Source organism: Fibrobacter sp. UWB7 (assembly GCF_900142945.1).
GTDB lineage: Bacteria > Fibrobacterota > Fibrobacteria > Fibrobacterales > Fibrobacteraceae > Fibrobacter.
In genome coordinates, this window is the sequence record NZ_FRCO01000002.1 from 791034 (window position 1) to 803925 (window position 12892).

At 51.4% G+C, this 12892-nt stretch carries 13 protein-coding genes; 4 read left to right on the plus strand and 9 right to left on the minus strand.

What is annotated here, in order from left to right; translation table 11 throughout:
* Positions 1–101: 101 nt before the first annotated feature.
* Positions 102–956 carry an alpha/beta hydrolase gene (locus BUC30_RS08815; RefSeq protein WP_073424489.1) on the plus strand — a complete coding sequence of 285 codons (855 nt, stop codon included), beginning with the start codon at positions 102–104 and terminating at the stop codon, positions 954–956.
* Positions 957–993: 37 nt separating this feature from the next.
* Entirely contained in the window at positions 994–2313 is a 1320-nt protein-coding gene (locus BUC30_RS08820) for an SPFH domain-containing protein (RefSeq protein WP_073424490.1), read from the plus strand.
* Between the two features lie 121 nt (positions 2314–2434).
* On the opposite strand, the gene BUC30_RS08825 is transcribed toward BUC30_RS08820, so the two are convergent.
* The 3 genes from BUC30_RS08825 to BUC30_RS08835 all read right to left on the minus strand — a co-directional run bounded on the left by BUC30_RS08825 (position 2435) and on the right by BUC30_RS08835 (position 4344).
* Complete coding sequence (locus BUC30_RS08825) at positions 2435–3124, minus strand: fibrobacter succinogenes major paralogous domain-containing protein (RefSeq protein ID WP_073424491.1); 690 nt, start codon at positions 3122–3124, stop codon at positions 2435–2437.
* Between the two features lie 79 nt (positions 3125–3203).
* Positions 3204–3833: a hypothetical protein gene (locus tag BUC30_RS08830; RefSeq protein WP_012819878.1), complete on the minus strand. Its 630-nt coding sequence runs from the start codon at positions 3831–3833 to the stop codon at positions 3204–3206.
* 292 nt (positions 3834–4125) lie between these two features.
* Positions 4126–4344: a hypothetical protein gene (locus BUC30_RS08835; RefSeq protein WP_012819879.1), complete on the minus strand. Its 219-nt coding sequence runs from the start codon at positions 4342–4344 to the stop codon at positions 4126–4128.
* 32 nt (positions 4345–4376) lie between these two features.
* Here BUC30_RS08835 and BUC30_RS08840 point away from each other — a divergent pair, with 32 nt between their 5' ends.
* Entirely contained in the window at positions 4377–4724 is a 348-nt protein-coding gene (locus tag BUC30_RS08840; RefSeq protein WP_073424492.1) for a hypothetical protein, read from the plus strand.
* Positions 4725–4943: 219 nt separating this feature from the next.
* Positions 4944–7622 (plus strand): U32 family peptidase, encoded by a 2679-nt coding sequence (locus BUC30_RS08845; RefSeq protein ID WP_073424493.1) that lies wholly within the window; start codon positions 4944–4946, stop codon positions 7620–7622.
* 3 nt (positions 7623–7625) lie between these two features.
* Here the strand turns inward: BUC30_RS08845 and BUC30_RS08850 are convergent, their stop codons facing one another.
* From BUC30_RS08850 to BUC30_RS08875, 6 genes are read right to left on the minus strand one after another with little or no spacing between them, the layout of a single operon-like run.
* Positions 7626–8699, minus strand: a complete 1074-nt coding sequence (locus tag BUC30_RS08850; RefSeq protein WP_244536566.1) for a tetratricopeptide repeat protein — start codon at positions 8697–8699, stop codon at positions 7626–7628.
* A complete protein-coding gene (locus BUC30_RS08855; protein WP_073424494.1) occupies positions 8689–9330 on the minus strand; it encodes an energy transducer TonB in 642 nt (213 codons plus the stop codon). The genes BUC30_RS08850 and BUC30_RS08855 overlap by 11 nt, the downstream gene beginning before the upstream one ends.
* Before the next feature lie 11 nt (positions 9331–9341).
* Positions 9342–9746: an ExbD/TolR family protein gene (locus tag BUC30_RS08860; RefSeq protein WP_012819885.1), complete on the minus strand. Its 405-nt coding sequence runs from the start codon at positions 9744–9746 to the stop codon at positions 9342–9344.
* Positions 9743–10375: a MotA/TolQ/ExbB proton channel family protein gene (locus tag BUC30_RS08865; RefSeq protein ID WP_073424495.1), complete on the minus strand. Its 633-nt coding sequence runs from the start codon at positions 10373–10375 to the stop codon at positions 9743–9745. Before BUC30_RS08865 ends, BUC30_RS08860 begins: the two co-directional genes overlap by 4 nt.
* Positions 10375–11934 (minus strand): MotA/TolQ/ExbB proton channel family protein, encoded by a 1560-nt coding sequence (locus BUC30_RS08870; RefSeq protein ID WP_244536567.1) that lies wholly within the window; start codon positions 11932–11934, stop codon positions 10375–10377. The genes BUC30_RS08865 and BUC30_RS08870 overlap by 1 nt, the downstream gene beginning before the upstream one ends.
* The gene (locus tag BUC30_RS08875; protein WP_073424496.1) at positions 11934–12731 is read right to left on the minus strand and encodes a DUF3450 family protein; all 798 of its coding nucleotides are present in this window, start codon (positions 12729–12731) and stop codon (positions 11934–11936) included. The genes BUC30_RS08870 and BUC30_RS08875 overlap by 1 nt, the downstream gene beginning before the upstream one ends.
* Positions 12732–12892: the final 161 nt, after the last annotated feature.

Here is a 12892-nt window from a genome sequence, read left to right on the forward strand (position 1 = left end):
TTGTCGCCCCGCACACTGTTGCGGGGTCTTCTTTTTTTTACTTGAGTTTACACGACAGAAAAAGTATATTGTCGAGAACTCTGGTGTAATTGCCCCCTTGTATGAAATTTGCAAAGATATTCTTGCCCTGTTTGTTGCTCGCGCTCGTAGCGATTGTCTCTTTGGTGAGCGTCGACAAGCGCCCCGTAAAAGAATACCAGATCGAGGGCATGCACGTTTACGAGATGGCGGCCGCAGACGAAACCAAGCCCGTCATCCTCTACCTCCACGGCGGAGCCTACAGGCAAGGCATAACGCCATCCCACTGGAAAATTCTTTCTGAAATATCAAAGGCAACAGGTTGCGGTTTTGTCATGCCGGACTACCCCCTTTTGCCGGAACATACGGCGCTCGAAGCCCATACACTCGTATTAAAGCTCTACAGCGAACTCTTGAAACGCTTCCCCGCAAGCAAAATCATCATCATGGGAGACAGTGCCGGTGGCGGATTCTCGCTTGCGCTCGCCGAAGAAATCCTGGAACAATCGCTCCCCTCGCCCAAGCACCTCATCCTGATTTCACCGTGGGTCGACATCACTGGCGGCGATGAATCCATTGCAGAATACGACAACTGGCTTCATATCGACGAACTACATCAATTTGGTCTTTCTTGGGCTAACGGCATGGATGCGCACGACCCGATGGTTTCGCCACTCTACGGCAACATGCAAGGACTCCCGCCCACCGACATTTTCGTTGGCACCTGGGAAGTTTTCTACCCCGACATCGTCAATTGCGGTGAAAAAATGAAGGCGGCTGGCGTTTCCGTCACGCTCCACGTCGGAGAAGAACTGGGACACGTATTCCCCCTCTACCCCGCCCCCGAAGGCGAAGAAGCCCGCCAGACGATTGCGGACATTGTCAAGAGCAGCACCGAAAGAACGACGGCGCTTACACTGACAAACGCGGTGCAATAACTATATTTGTTTGCATAAACTAAAGAAGGAAAAAACAATGGAAACAGAATCCAAATTACAGCCCAAAGTGCAACCCAAAATACAGCTTCCCAAAAAGAATTACACAAAAGCAATCATTGTCGCGGTCATCGTTGTTATCGCTCTTATTTTGCTCAAATGTAATATCGGTTACAACAGTGCAACGCAGCTTCTTGTGAAGCAGTCCCCGTTTGGCACGCTCTCCTGCATCGACCACGCCGGTTTTTACTTCAAGGGATTTGCAAGCATTTATTCTTACGACAGAACCAAGGACTTCTACTTCAACTCCTCTACAGATAAGGTAAAGGGCGAAGGCTGGGAAGGCGGTGACGACGACGAGGACGACATCTCCGTTACCTTGTCCCGAAACGCAAACGCCGAAATCAGCGGCTACCTCAAATACCAGCTCCCCACGGACTGCGAAGACCTCGTGAAAATCCATCGCGAACAGCGCTCCGACAAGAAGCTCAAGCATGACCTTGTCCGTAACTCCGTGCTCTCCGCCGTTAGAAAGACCGCACCGCTCTTCACCGCCGAAGAAGCCAAGGTGACAAAGATTGCTGAATTCAGAAGAATCGCCGAAGACCAACTCACCGAAGGCGAATACCTCACCACGATCGAAGTGCTTACCGAAAAGGCCGGCGAAGACGAATACGATTCCGAAGGCAAAATCATCAAGAAAGCCGAAACGCAAGAATACAAGGTCACAAAGCTGAAACTCGATAAGAACGGCAACCGCATTTTGACAAAGCCCTCGGCACTCCGTCTTTACGGCATCAGAGTGGTGCAGTTCGAAATCCAGAACGTCCGCCTCGATCAGAAAGCTCAACAGCAGCTCGACATCGTGAAAGACCGCGAAATGAAGCGCGTCTCTAACGCCACCGCCGCTGAAACCGCAAAGCAGGCCGCCATCACCGCCGAAGCCGAAGGTAAGGCTCGCATCGCCCAGGCCAAGGCCGACCAGGAAGTGGAAAAGATCAAGGCTGTGACGCAGGCTGAAAAGGAACGCGACGTGGCCGTTCTCCAAGCTCAGAAGGAACAGGAAGTCGCTCGCCTCGAAGCTTTGAGAGCTCTCGAAGTCGCTAAGAAAATAAAGGCCGAAAAAGAAGCTGAAGCAGCCGCCAACAGAGCTCTCGTCAGCGCCGGTTTGACTCCGCAAGAACGCGCCGAATGGGATTACAAGACCAAGGTCGGTGTTGCTGAAGCTCTCGCCAAGTCCGCACATCCGCTCGTCCCGGAAATCATGATGACCGGCGACTCCAAGGGCGGCGCAAGCACAGCCATGGACGCTGTCGGTTTGAACATGCTCATGGGCCTTACTGAGAAGCTGTCGAAGTAAACGGCACGTTACTGATTAATAGTCATTAGTTTAAGATAGGCGGCTTCGCCGCAAAGAATATTCCCCCGGCCAGTTGAACTGCGCCGGGGTCGTTTTTATACGAGATAGCAACGAAGCAAGCCTAGTCCTTTATACAACGAACGGAATGCCCCCAATTTTTTTTAGGGTTCTGTATAGTAGCCACATCCTGATAGTCCAAGTGCATGAAGTACACCTTGTCAGAATCAGACACGGTGGAACTCCAAAATGATCCTATAAGACCATCAAGAATAATATGATAACCAAAATCCGGATGAGAACTTCCAAAGCCGCCAGGGAGTGCATTAAAGCCGAAGTCATCTGTACCATTTCCATCATTGCGCCAGCCGGTTTTACTCTTCAGCACCCTGCCTGCAATCGAATCTCCACCAACAGTAGTTATCAAAGTTTCCAATTCAGCCCTGCTCGGAAGGTGCCAGCCTGCAGGGCAGGCATTTTGCGCAGCCTCCCATGAGTAAATGCGACCATATTTAGCACAATATGTTTCTAAGCGATTCTTACTACAATAGCTACCGTTCATTTCATAGTTCAAATTCGCCGCCATCCAAACTTGCAAACCAATGTTAACGACCGGATAAGACTGATTGTCCCTTGGATCGGTAAAATTATGCGTAAGGACCTTACCCCTATGCTCATTATGAGTATCGATTTCCTTACAAGCAACAAGACACAAAGCCGACAATGTCAATACAGACAAACAATGAAGATTTGAAAAAATCATAATAATAGCATACGTCTTTGAAATTAGGTCATTTGCAAAAATAGCAATCATTCATCCAAGTTTATCGAACCTTAAACAAAAAAAATCCCAGTCCGGTTGGACTGGGATTTTTTGCAAATTCTCGTGAGAATTAAGCTTCTTCGGAGAGTTCCGGAGCCTTCTTGATCACGTTGCGGCGGCCATAGCGGACCTTGGACGGATCAAAAGCGGTTTCTGCAGCAGCTTCAGCCGGGGCTTCAGCAACCGGAGCGACCGGGGCAGCTTCGACAGCCGGAGCGGCCGGAGTTTCAACCGGAATGCGCGGAGCGAGCGGGCGACGAGCTTCGGCGACCGGAGCTTCAGCAGCCGGTGCAACCGGAGCGGCCTGTTCTGCAGCAGCAACAGGAGCTTCAGCGTTAGCTTCACGATGCGGGCGTTCCGGGCGGCGTTCGCGGCGCGGGCCACGTTCCGGACGCTGTTGTTGTTCATTGCGATCACGCGTTGCAGGGGCATGAGCCTGAGCCTGCTGCTGATTGCGGTTGTCCTTATTATTGTTGTTCGGACGTTCCTTGTTCTGGCGATTTTCCTTATTGTTGCCACCACGCTGAGCCATTTCCTGTGCGCTGATCGGGCGACGGGCGGACGGCTTCAAGTTCATGTCCGGGGTGAGCTTCTTGAAAATCGGGGTACGAAGCATCGTGAGAAGCTTATTAACCTTAACAAGGATAACAATGCACAGAATCACTGCGAGGAGTGAAAGTGCGAGAGCGATTATTTCCATGTGGGCACCTCATAAAGTAAGGGTTGAACCACACGAGCAGGCTGGAAAATAACCTGCAAGCGGGGTGACTGGAATGTGTGGGTTAATTAAAGACCATCTTACTAGCGCCTCCTTGGAGACTTGACGGTCGCAAGGCTTCACGTGGGAAGCAAAAATGGTTTTCGCCGTGGCGACAAACCGGGGCCAGTCACGAGCGCAAATTTAACAAATTTTTCTTGCAGAAAATCGGTTTATTGTAATAAAATGAGAGAAAATTGTATGTTTTTTTGAGCACATGCGCCCAAAGGTTCTCTTATTTCATGTCCAGGGACTTGAGCGAGTGATCCACAGCCTTGTTGTGGGCATTCAATGAATCCAAAGTAGCCTTGAGAACAAGGACTTGACGTGCCAGACGGGCGTTTTCTTCGGTAAGAGTTGCAATTTTGTACTCAGCCTCCTGGTTGGAGCAGCCCGAGAATCCAAACATTGAAATGCAAACTAAAGACGACAAAATAAGGGATTTCTTGAACATATCGCAAAATTAGATTATTTTTTGAGGGAATTATGACAGTCGGACAAAAATGGTTGAAATTTAAACAGGATGGCTATTGCGGTTCTCTTACGATCCGTAGCCGTTCCGAGCAATCATTCGAGAGCGATCCGGGCTATAACGACAAGCATATCCACGAAGCAATCCTTGAGATGGATCCGGAATACACTTACGTGAAGGTCATCCACGAGGGTTACAAAGGTTCACTCAACATACCGACCATTGAACTTGGGAACGATGCGGCGCAAAATCAGGACACGCTTGACAACGCCATCCTCGAAGGGCTTGCCCACTTGCGCATTTTCCGTGAAGCCAATACCGACGCCATCGTGCAATTCGGCTACAAGCTAGAAGACATTTAATTAACATTTCCTAATGAAAACAGCGTGACAAAAAAACAATTGTAACGCATATAATTTCGTCGAGAGAATAAAAGCGTCGGCCAAGGATGGGGAAGGTGCAGGGAGGGGCCCGTGCGGCCTTCGCAACTCCGAGCTGGGGCCCCGCCCGCATGACGTACTTTTCTAAAGTTATTCTTCAGACTTTTTTAAAGTCATTCAATAAATTCTATTTTTGCGGGTATGAACAATCCTGAACTTCTTTTGCCTGTCGGTACGCGCGACATGCTGGAATCCGCCATCAACAACGGGGCGGACGCGGTTTACTATGGTGTGCCCCACTGGAACGCACGCGGTAGAACCGAAGATTTTTCATTTGAAGATGTCGAAGAAATGATCCGCTACGCAAGGCTTCGCGGCGTAAAGACGTACCTTGCGATGAACATCCTCATCTTCGAGCGCGAAATTCAGGAGTTGCCGGAATTTTTGGAACGCTTGATTGCGTTAAAGCCGGACGCGTTCATCATCCAGGACATCGGGCTTGCAAGGCTCATCAAGGCGATTAGCCCGGAACAGGAAATCCATGCGAGCACGCAAATGACGCTCGCGAGTTCCGAAGCGGTGAACTTGGTCAAGGACATCGGTTTTTCAAGAGCGGTCTTGGCTCGCGAACTTTCGGCAAAACAAATTGCGCAAATCAAGAGCCTCACCGACTTGGAACTGGAAGTTTTCATCCACGGGGCGCTTTGCGTCTCGTACTCGGGCCAGTGCCTCACCAGCGAAAACTTTGGCGGGCGCTCGGCAAACCGCGGGCAGTGCGCCCAAAGCTGCCGCCTTCCCTACCGCATTTTTGTGGACGGCAAGGAATGGAAAGACCCGAAGGCCCGTTACTTGTTCAGCACGCGAGACCTGTGTGCGCTCCCGAAGCTTGAAGAGCTCAAGGAAATCGGCGTGGAATCGCTCAAGGTCGAAGGGCGTTTGAAGAGCCCAGAATATGTGGCCGCCGTTTCGCACGCTTACAGGAAAGCTCTCGATAAGTTGAATACTAGCAGCGCGAATGCTGACGGGGACTACGCAAACGCTAACGGGAACAGCGCAGCGGATTTAGGGTTGAATGCGCAGGACTTGGAACCGCTTGAAGTTTTGTTCTCGCGAGGACTCAACACAGGTTGGCTCGATGGAGTGAACCACCAGGAACTCGTCGACGGATCGTTTTCAAACCATCACGGTGAATTTATCGGAACCGTTGTTCAAGTAGACCGCAACGGCGTGATTGTAGAACTTGAAGACAAGCCTGTTCCATGTACTTTATTGCCTGGCGACGGGATTTTATTTGAGGAATATAGGGCAGAGCCGGAGCCGCGACAAACGGGAAGCAGGTTGTATAAGGCAACATTCCAGCAAGCGAACCGAAACGGGAAAAAAGCAAATACCGATCCCGGCATGCTTCGGCCTAGCTCAGCACAGGCTATGGCCGGGGTGACAAGTACGCAAGTTCGTTTGGAATTCGGTCGAGAATTCAACTTGCGCAAAGTCTCGTACGGCATGAAGGCATACCGCAACGACTCCCCCGCTCTCGAAAAAGAACTCCACAAGACTTTTACGGACAAGAGTTTCGCCAAGCACATTCCTGTTTGCATGACGCTCGAAGGGAAAATCGGCGAACCGCTCAAGCTCACGATTTGCGAAAGCACGAAAGCCGCCGTAAACAAGACGCGTGCGGTCTCCGTCAAAGGCGCCATTCTCGAAGCCTCACGCAACGAAGTCGCTCCCGACGCACTCCAAGCCATCGCCAAGAAAGAACTTTCTGGATTGAGCGCGACCGCTTACATTCTCGACAAGCTCGAAATCAAGCTCCCGCAAAACGCATTCCTCCCCGGCAAAGTTTTGCGTACACTCCGTCAAGAAGCCGTTCAAGCCTTGGACGAAAAGCGCTTGCAGTGGAAAGAACTTGCACCTTCTGCGGACAATGGTCGCGCATTCCTACACAGCGTCACAAGCAATACAAACACAGTCGCGAGCACTCCCGGCAGCACTACGAGCACACCCAAGAATCGCCGCACAATTACCGTCCTCGTTCGCCGTCCCGAACAAATCGATGCATTGCAAGGTCTCGACATCGACAAAGTCGTCATGGACTTTGACTGGGGCGTCAAATACGACGAACCGCTCGAACGCATCCATAAGCTCGGTTTTGAAGCAGGCATCGCAACCCTCCGCATCCACAAGCCCGGCGAGAACCATTACATCAAACAAATTCTCATGCTCATGCCGGAATTTGCACTGGTACGTAACTTGGGTTCGCTCGCGCTCCTCCAAGATTCCGGAATCCCGATGGTCGGCGACTACAGCTTGAACGCCACCAACAGCGCAAGCTACGATTGGCTTTTGGCTCAAGGCCTCGAAAAATTGCACCCGTCGTGGGACCTCAACAGCACCCAGCTTTTTGACTTACTCAAGAACATCGACGGAAGCAAGCTCGAACTTGCGCTGCACCAGTACATGCCAGCGTTCCACTCGGAATACTGCGCCTTCGCACGCGCCCTCACGACTGGCCGCCGATTCCCCGAATGCAAAAAGATTTGCACACAGCATAAAGTTGAAATCTTGGACCACAAGGGCGAACGCCACTTCTTGCAATCCGATGCCGAATGTCGCAACACGCTTTTCGTTGGCAAGCCACAATCCGCCCTCAAGCTTTTGCCAAGGCTCATCGCACAAAACGTGAGCAGCTACCGCCTAGAACTCTTGGACGAAGAACCCGAATCTGTCCGCCGCAAAATTGACATTTATACGCAAGCCATCCGCGGCAAGCTCGACATCGACACCGCCATTTCAAAAGCAGGCGTCGAAGAAAAGTACGGACTCTCCGAAGGCCAGCTGTTCAACCAAAGCGTCTGGCAAGACAGAAAGAAAGGGTAAAAATTACTTCTTGTCGCGGATGCGGGCGTAGAGGGCTTCGGCTTTTTCGGTGTCACCGGCGTTCGAGAAGATGTGGCCAACGTTTTCAGCACCGATGCGGCCCTGGGAATTACCGGCACGCCAAGCCTTCATGTAGCATTCAAACGCTTCGTCGTAGCGCTTTTGCGTAAAGTAAATTTGTCCCAAATCAAGATTCAAGTCTGCAATCCCTTTCTTGTGGCGGAGGCCTTCTTCAAGCGTGAAAATAGCCATCCACGGGGATTCATTCTTGACATACATCTGTGCGAGATAGCGGCGAGCGGAAACGTTTTCGGGATCCATCATGATGCCGTTTTCCATTTCATTGAGAGCGAGCCGCGTAGAATCCATGCTGCGGTAGTAATACGAAAGCGTGTAATGGACGTCGGCGCCAGCGGTCGCTGTCATCTGGAGCGCATTCTTGAGCGTCTTCACTGCATATTCGTAATCGCCAAGCTTTTCATAGACTTCGGCAAGGCCATACCAAGCATCCATGCGGTCCGGGTTTAGCGCCAAAGCGCGTTCAAAATGCTTTTGCGCAAGCGTCCAATCGCTACCCTTCATATAGCATTCAGCAAGTGCAAAATGGATGTGGTCCGTTTCCGTCCCGAGTTCAATCGCGCGGTTGTAAGCGACAATCGCATCGCTCGGAGATTCGGCGAGGTAATACAAATCGCCAAGGAGCATCCAAGCCTTCACAAAATCCGGAAGGAGTTCAACGGTACGCTTGTAAGCAACCATCGCAACTTCTTTTTTGCCAAGCTGCACAAGGGCGTTGCCCAAGTTGAACCACGCAAAAGGTTCGTAACGGCCATCGTCAATCGCGGCACGGTAATACTTCACCGATTCCTTGTAACGCCCCTGATCGTAAAGTTCATTTGCCTTGAAGAAGAAATCATCAGCAGCATGCAGCGGCAGCGCAAGGAAAAAGAGCAGTAGGAAGTAGACAGTAGGAAGTAGGAAGAGCTTCTTTGCGAAAGAAATAGGAGATTCCCGATCGAGTCGGGAATGACAGCCACCCAAAGAGTTCCCAAATTTGTAATTAAAATTACTTAACAAAACGGAACTCCTTTGTAGCTTTTTGTGCTACTGGGAAGCCGCGTAACTGCGCCGGAGAGAACTTCCACTGGCGAATAGCCTTGAGCGCTTCGACATCAAAGCCATAGCCTGCCGGGTCCTGCGTCAGCACCTGCGCCTGAGCCACGTCACCGTTCACATCAATCACAATAAATACTTTCACGTAACCCGAAACGCCCATTTTCTTGGCGCGTTCTGGGAACTTCGGCTGGATTTCACGCAACACCTGCGCCTGTTCATCCACTTCGCCCGCCTCATAAATTACATTTTCCATCGAGCCTGCATCCACGGCAACGCCATCACCAGCGGCACCACGGGCAAGCGACAAATCCATCTGAAAATTCTGGTTGCGGGATACACCCATGTGCGCCGAAACCTTGAACGTATTCGGAGTTGCCACCGTACGGATGACCTTCTGCTTCACTTCGGGCTTTTTCTCACTCACGAGGACTTCAACTTCAGTCACTTCTTCGAGAACTTTTTCGGACTTCACGCCTTTATCGAAGAACAACACGTTGATGACCGGAATCGCAAGGAAGAACACTGCGCCCACGACAAACGAGAGCACAAACGCCACCGGGAATCGGAAATATTTCGCACAAAAGTCAAGCATGAGAGCGAAAGCTACTCCTCCTTATTCGCGGAAATGGAGACTTTTCTCACCTTCGCCAAATTACATTCATCGAGGATATCGACAACAACTCCGTTGGGGGCGTCACGGTCACTCACGATAATCACCGGGCGGTCCGGCGCTTCGGCCATCATCTGGCGGAGCACGGTCTGCAAAGTCGAGAGGTTCACCTGCGTCTCGTTGATGTGGATGGTCCCCTGACGGGTGACACCTATCAAAATGCTTTCCTTCGCAAGTTCCTTCGCGGTACTCGCCTTCGGCTTCGTCACATCCACACCAGTCTCACGCGTGAACGTCGAGGTCACGATGAAGAAAATCAAAAGGATGAACACCATATCGAGCATCGGAGAGACATCAATGCCACCACCGCTTCTCGAACGTTTACGGATAAAACTCATTCAACCTCCTTGGCAAAGCAGCGTTCTTCGAACTTGAGCGCTTCGCTCCAGGCAAAATCACCAATAGAATCCACTCGTCTTTCGAGATAGTTATAAACGAGCATCAACGGGAACGCGACAAGCAAGCCCGCCTGCGTCGTGAGAAGCGCTTCGGAAATGCCGTCAGCCAATAGCACCGGGTTTCCAAAACCAAATTGCTTAATCGTCTCGAACGTATGCACCATGCCAGATACCGTTCCCAAAAGTCCAAGGAGCGGAGCAATCGAGGCACAAGTCACAATCGTCTTGAGCGACTTTGAAAGGCTCACGTCTAGTTCGTGACGCGTCGCAAGCATAGCATTGCGCACAGCCACAGGGCCATCATTGCGGTATTTGCGCACGTTTTCGACCAAAGCCAAGAAGTAGCCAAAGCGGCGCTTGCGGAGTTTTGCAAAAGCAGCCTCCTCGCCCACCGTGTCCAAGTCCTTGAAAAACTTCGAGGTCGAAGTGCCCTTCAGCATAAAATAATAGCCGTATCGTTCAAACATCAAGAACCAGCCCAGCCACCCAATCAGGAATAGCGGGAGCAACACCCAGCCGCCGCGCAGCAGGATGCTCATGGTCGCTTCGATGACGGAATATTCGTCCATTACTTTTCCTTAATCCAGATAGCGTTGAGGACGGCAAGGCCCGTCTTTTCCATACGGGTACGGACAGAATCCGAGATGTTCACGAGGAGCGTGTGCAAGAGCTGGAGCGGGATAGCCACGATAAGGCCAGCTTCCGTCGTCACAAGGGCGATGGAAATGCCGCCAGCCAAAAGCTTCGGGTCGCTCGTGCCGTGCATGGTGATGACATTGAAAAGTTCAATCATACCCATAACGGTCCCCAAGAGACCAAGGAGCGGAGCCGTCGAGGCAAACACGGAAATCCAGCTGAGGCCCATTTCGAGCTTTGGCACTTCGCCTGCGAACAGGACTTCGAGAGACTTTTCGGCGCTGGCACGGTCCTTGAAATTCTTACCAAGCACGGAGCGCAACACCTTGCCCACTTCACCATGAGCCCTCTGAGATTCAGCAGTTGCAAGACGGAGGTCGCGATTAGCGAGAGCCTTAGCCGCATTGCGGGCACCACGGCCACCAAAGCCAAGGACGAGGAGCCAAACGAGGCGCACGAGGAAGATGATAAGACCAAGGATAAAGAGCGTTGCAATCGGGTACATCAGGATGCCGCCGTTATGGAAGAATTCAGCAAAGTCTTCTTTCCACGTGGTTTCCTGGTGATTTGCAAGTTCACTCGAAAGTTCGGTACTGAGGAGGACATCGACCGGCACCATCACGAAAGCGGAATCGTTAGCGCCAGCAAAAGCCTTCGCCACGTCCTTGCGCGTTTCGGGAGAGAGATTTTCTTGCCAGCTATAGACGCGCTTCTTTTCGCCTGCCACCGGGAGCATCAAAGCCGACGGATGGAAACCGTTGATATCAGTGACCTTCGCCATCTGCATGGCAAAGAGACCGCCCAAGCGCATGCGGTCGCCTTCGGCAACCGAACTACCGAACATGAGGTCAGCCTTTTCAGTGCGGACTTCACGCGTAAACTTCATTTCTTTCTTGGCAACGTCGAGCATCGCGCGGGCAATGCGGAGCGGGTCATCACGGTAGAGCCCCATCTCTTTCTTGACCTTGTTCTGCGCTTCGACGCGATCGGCTACCTTGAACGGCACGCCCTGTTCCTGGAACTTGGCAAGCATTTCCAAGCGTTCCGGACCTGCGGCGAGCGAGAGGTATTCGGCACGGGCCTTTTCGGCCTGGAGCTTGACCTGGGCCAAGTCTTCGCGAGCCACGCGCACATCTTCGAGCAAGCGGGTACGTTCGGACATCAAGGCATCCACGCGTTCCTTGCCGAGCTGATACTTTTCATTGAAGAGTTCACGTTCCTTGTTGAACGTTTCGCGGTCCTTCCAGCGGGCGGCGACTGCCATGTCGCGCTTGCGACGGGCTTCTTCGAGGTCTGCCTTAGCGCTGTTGAGTTCTGCACGCTTCTTGACAGCATCGACAGTCGTGTTCTGCTGAGCATGAGAAGCAGGTGCAAAAATTGCGAAAGCAGCTACAACAAGAGGCAATAAGAAACGTGCACTGGATCCTTCGCTTCGCTCAGGATGACGGTTGAGGCTAATTCCTAATTCCGAATTCCGAATTCCGAATTTCATTAGTTAGCCTCCTTCGGGAAAGATACTGGGATAGTCACAAGTCTTGGAGCAGTCTTGCCTTCGGCGACCTTCATCACGTCCTTGAGAATGGTGCGCATCGTGAGGTCTTCGGAGACGTTCTTCCAGGAGTAGCCGAGACCGTTACGAGTGAGGAACAGAACATCGTTACCGTCATTGCTGACAAAGATCGAAGCGACTGCACCGTAGCGCAAATACGTTCCGGCCACGTTGCGAGCGTCCACCTGCAAGAAGCCCTTCCAAACTTCGGTGGTGTAACCCAGGCGGATGCGGTCGTAAAAGACTTCCATCGTGCGGTTCAGAGCGTCGTCCGTCTCAATCAGGCCCTTGTGCAACATGCTTGCGATTTCCTGGATATTCTTGACGGCTTCGTCCGTGCGGTACGGGAAATCCGATTCAAAGAACGGCACGAGAGAATCGATGACCGTCGCAAGAGAATCAGCGTACTTCGTCTTGCGGTTTTCGAAATAGCGGATCGAGCCATTCGTTTTGGCGCGAGCAGCAGAAATTTTCTTGAGTTCTACATTGAGCGAATCAATTTCGGCTTTCAAGGACTTGTTCTGAGCCGAGAGATTCTGCACCTTTTTGCGACCGACTTCAACGAATTCAGCATGGCGTTTTTTTTCGGCTTCGTGCATGGATTTTTCGCGAGCGGTTTCGGCTTCGACCGACTTGATTTGGCGACGAACGCTTTCTACCGTTTCTTGGGCCATGGCAAAAACGCCAGAAAGCCCCAGACACAACAATACTTTAGGAAGGAATGAAAATTTCATGTGCATAAAATACAAAGATGCAGCGAAAAAATTTGCACCTTTTTGCGATTTTTATGTAAAAAACGGCTTTTTTCCGTCATTTTGAAGGCAAGAATTGACTGGATCTTTCGCTTCGCTCAAGATGACGTTAAAAGAAAGGGTCAGGATGACGTAATAGGAAGGCAGCA

Excerpts from the sequence above, each read along its gene's own strand:
- BUC30_RS08825 (WP_073424491.1), bottom strand. The coding sequence starts at position 3,124 with ATGATTGCTATTTTTGCAAATGACCTAATTTCAAAGACGTATGCTATT.
- BUC30_RS08835 (WP_012819879.1), bottom strand. The coding sequence starts at position 4,344 with ATGTTCAAGAAATCCCTTATTTTGTCGTCTTTAGTTTGCATTTCAATG.
- BUC30_RS08870 (WP_244536567.1), bottom strand. The coding sequence starts at position 11,934 with ATGAAATTCGGAATTCGGAATTCGGAATTAGGAATTAGCCTCAACCGT.
- BUC30_RS08815 (WP_073424489.1), top strand. The coding sequence starts at position 102 with ATGAAATTTGCAAAGATATTCTTGCCCTGTTTGTTGCTCGCGCTCGTA.
- BUC30_RS08875 (WP_073424496.1), bottom strand. The coding sequence starts at position 12,731 with ATGCACATGAAATTTTCATTCCTTCCTAAAGTATTGTTGTGTCTGGGG.
- BUC30_RS08845 (WP_073424493.1), top strand. The coding sequence starts at position 4,944 with ATGAACAATCCTGAACTTCTTTTGCCTGTCGGTACGCGCGACATGCTG.
- BUC30_RS08860 (WP_012819885.1), bottom strand. The coding sequence starts at position 9,746 with ATGAGTTTTATCCGTAAACGTTCGAGAAGCGGTGGTGGCATTGATGTC.
- BUC30_RS08840 (WP_073424492.1), top strand. The coding sequence starts at position 4,377 with ATGACAGTCGGACAAAAATGGTTGAAATTTAAACAGGATGGCTATTGC.
- BUC30_RS08830 (WP_012819878.1), bottom strand. The coding sequence starts at position 3,833 with ATGGAAATAATCGCTCTCGCACTTTCACTCCTCGCAGTGATTCTGTGC.
- BUC30_RS08865 (WP_073424495.1), bottom strand. The coding sequence starts at position 10,375 with ATGGACGAATATTCCGTCATCGAAGCGACCATGAGCATCCTGCTGCGC.
- BUC30_RS08820 (WP_073424490.1), top strand. The coding sequence starts at position 994 with ATGGAAACAGAATCCAAATTACAGCCCAAAGTGCAACCCAAAATACAG.
- BUC30_RS08855 (WP_073424494.1), bottom strand. The coding sequence starts at position 9,330 with ATGCTTGACTTTTGTGCGAAATATTTCCGATTCCCGGTGGCGTTTGTG.